1 protein-coding gene is annotated in these 3,256 nt (G+C 70.7%); it reads right to left on the bottom strand.

Annotated elements, in window-relative coordinates:
• The coding region (locus ACYVD5_RS08990; RefSeq protein ID WP_461000485.1) for an ADP-ribosyltransferase family protein at window positions 1-3,256 on the bottom strand (3,256 nt) is incomplete at both ends.

Raw genomic sequence — 3,256 nt, 5'->3', positions numbered from 1 at the left:
TGGCCGCCGCCGACGGGGACGGTGCTTCGTGTGGCGGGGGCGGTGCTGGTGGCGGGGTTGGGCTTTTCGGTGACGAGTGGGCTGAAGGCGGGTGGGCTCGGGGCGGTTCGGGGCTGGTTGAGTGCGTTGGTGGAGCGGAGCTTGTCGATGAAGTTGCTGAGCTGTTGGCGGTGGAGGTCGGCGACGTTGCGGCGGTCGCCGGTGTCGTCGTCTCGGCCGTCGGCGTCGCGGGGCTTGGTATCGGTTCGGGGCGAGTTTCCTGTTTCGGACCGGCTTGGGCTGCGGTCCGCATCGCCAGGGGCGTTGGAGGCCGGACTGTCGGCGCCGTCGCCGGTGCTGCGGTCGTTGCTGCCGGGGTGGTTTCCGCGTCCGGGGTCGGTGCCGTCCTTGTCGCGGTCGTCGGGCGAGGCGCCGTCTCGGGTTTCCGGGTCGCCTTGGGCGGTGGCGGGTGCGGGGGCGGGGACCAGTTCGGCGTAGCGGTGCAGTTGCCCCCCGTGGCGTACCTCTTCAAGGGTGCGTTCGGAGAGCCCCCGCGCGATGAGGATGTCGCGGTGGCCGGAACCGGGGTCGACCGCCGGCATCCAGATGGCGGGTGTGCCGGCAGGTACGCGCAAGTGGACGACCACCGGCGAGTCGCGATGGGCGTCGGGGGCTCCGCCGAGTTGGGCGGGCAGGAAGGCGTTGTTGACGGCGTTGTTGGCTGTTCGGTTGCGTTCGGCTTCGGTCGCGTCGGGTTGGGCGGGGTAGGTGACGACGGTGTCGTGGGGGATGGGGCGGCCGCGCAGTGCTGAGTCGATGTTGGCGATGTGGTGCTCGGTTCGGGGCGCGGTCGGCCGGTAGACCGATTCAGCGGACCAGCGCAGCGAGTCCCATTGCGGGCGGGGGATGCGGGCGGCGTAGGAGTTCCATACGTCGGCGCCGAAGTCGGCTGCGGCGGCGTCGTTGGAAAAGGTACGGGCACCGGTGAAGTAGCGGGTTTCGGCCTGGCGCATCCGTTCCCGGCCGTCGGTGGTGTCGGTCTCCGAACCGGCGTCGCTGCCTTGTTGGCCATTGCCGGATGCAGCATCGGCGGATTCGTCGGCGGAGGTGCTGTCTGCGGCCGGCGGTGAATCGCCGGAGGAGGTGCGCTGCTTTTCCAGGAGTCGCGGATCGCCGGGTTCACCGGGGTTGGGATCCGGTGGCGGGTTTTCGGCGGCATCGGCGGCGGGGCCTGCACCGCGCAAGTACACGGGTGTGTCGGGATCGGTGTAGGGAGGCGGATCGTTCTGCCGGCCGTAGATGCCGTCGGGGACGAGCGCGGTGTTGGGGTCGGTGGTGTTGTCCGCTTGGGGAGTGTGCGGGGCGTCGTTTCGGCCGTAGAAGCCGTCGGAGATCAGTGCGGCGTCGTCGGCCGGCTGGATATCAGGAGGGAGCACGTTCGCATCGGCATTGTGCGGCGAGCGCGTCGGTTCCCAGGCGGGGTCGTCGCCCTTGGTCGGGGGGAGCGCATTGTTCTCCGCGGGCGTGGGCCCTTGGGCCGGATCGTCCTGTTTCTGGGGCGGTCGGCGATCGTCGCTGTCCAGACGGGAATCGGAATCGGCAGAGCCGTCCGAGTCATCGGAGAGGCTGGACAGTTCCGGGTCGGAGGGGTACCCGGTATTGCGGGTGGTGCCGCGGCCGGTGGGGAACAGCGGTTCGCTACTTTTCTCGGGCACTGCCCCGGCATCGGAGTGGGGCTCGCGGGCGGCGGCGTCCTGGCGCGGGCGTACCGCGTCGCCGACGTCCGATGCGGTGTTTTCGACCGGTTCCGGCTGCTGAACCGCGGTGTCGGGGGCGGTGCTGCCGAAGATATCGCTGGTCGGGCCGGTATAGGGGGTGTAGGCGGGAGGCGCGCCGGCAGGCTGTTCAACGGCGTCCTCGGTCGGCACCGCATCGTTGGACGGGTTGCCGCTATTCCGCTGTTCCGCTGGTTCGGGGCCGGTGCGTCCGGTCTGTTCGGGATCAACAGGGTGCTGGGCGGCGCTGGTGGTGGGAGCCGCGGCCGGGGCGGGCGGCCTATTCCTGCCGATGAGTGCCCGCCCGACGTTGCGGAGGCGGTCGCGGGTGCGGTCGCGGGCAGGCGTGTCCTGAGTGGTCGGTCCGGTCCGCTCGGCTTGTCGGCGTATCCAGGCCCAGGTCCTGCGGAATGGGTTGGGCGCGTTCAGGACCGGGAAGATCGCGAGGCCGTCGTGGAACCGCGCAGGGTCGTCTTCGAGCGCGGAGCGGCGGTGGTCGGTGTCGCCGGGGAGGTCTACAGCGGATCCGGGCCCGGGCTCCGGGAGCGGCGTGATGCCGTTGCGCTGGGCGAATGAGGCCGCAGAGGGGTGGTCCTCGGCGGGCCGGCCGATCCGCTCGGTGGGTGCGGGCGACTCTTCGCTTTCGGGTTGGCCGGGGTAGGGGGGTGGGGCTTCGTTGAGGGAGGGAGGTCGGTTGGGGTCGGTGGTGGTGAGGCCGGTTTCGTGGCCGTTGGCGGCGATGACGGCGGCTTCGTCGTCGGCGCCGAAGGTGGCGGCGGTTTGGTGGATGGGGCCGATGGTTTCGGGCGGGGCCGGTTGGGGCTGGTTGTTGTCGGGATCCCGGTCGTGCTGGGGGGTGCTGTTCTGGTCGCGGTTGTTGCTGGGTGTTTCGCGCTGCTTTTGATCGGTGTCGGTGGTTGGGGGTGGGGCCTGGGTTTGGGGTCGGCCGGGGTAGGGGGGTGGGGACGGTTCACTGTTGGTGCGGGCGGTTCCGGTTGGCTCGGTGGCGGGTCTGTGGTCGGTGCCGGGTGCGGGATTGGTGCTGGTGGGCGCGGTACTGGGGGTGCTGCGGGTGTTGTCGTTCCGGTCGGTGTTGCCGCCGCCGGAGTTGTTGTTGCCGCTGCGGTCGCCACTGTTGCCAGTGTTGTTGGTCCCGGTCCCGGTCCCGGTCCCGGTTCCGGTTCCGGCGCCGGCGTTGCCGGTGCCGGTGGCGGCGGTGTTGATGGTCGGTCCTGCGGTGGTGGGGCCGTAGGCGGGTGGTGCGGTGGTGTTGCGGGGTGTGTTGAGGGCGTTGGTGAAGTCGGTGGTGAGGGTGCGGTCGGGGTGGTCGGGGTCGTTGTCTGCTGCGGGGTCGGGGTTGTTGGGGTTGGTGGTGTGCAGGTCGCGGGGTCCGGGGGCGGGTGCGGGGTCGTTGCCGGCGGTGGTGAGTTCGGTGGTGGTGGCGGTGGGTGCGGTGTGGGGCCGGTCGGGGTGTTTTTGGCCGAAGTCGATGGGTGGGTCGT

It is taken from the genome of Streptomonospora sediminis, assembly GCF_054778995.1.
Note: the sequence above shows the minus strand (reverse complement) of the source record. Positions and strands in the feature narration are given on the sequence as shown.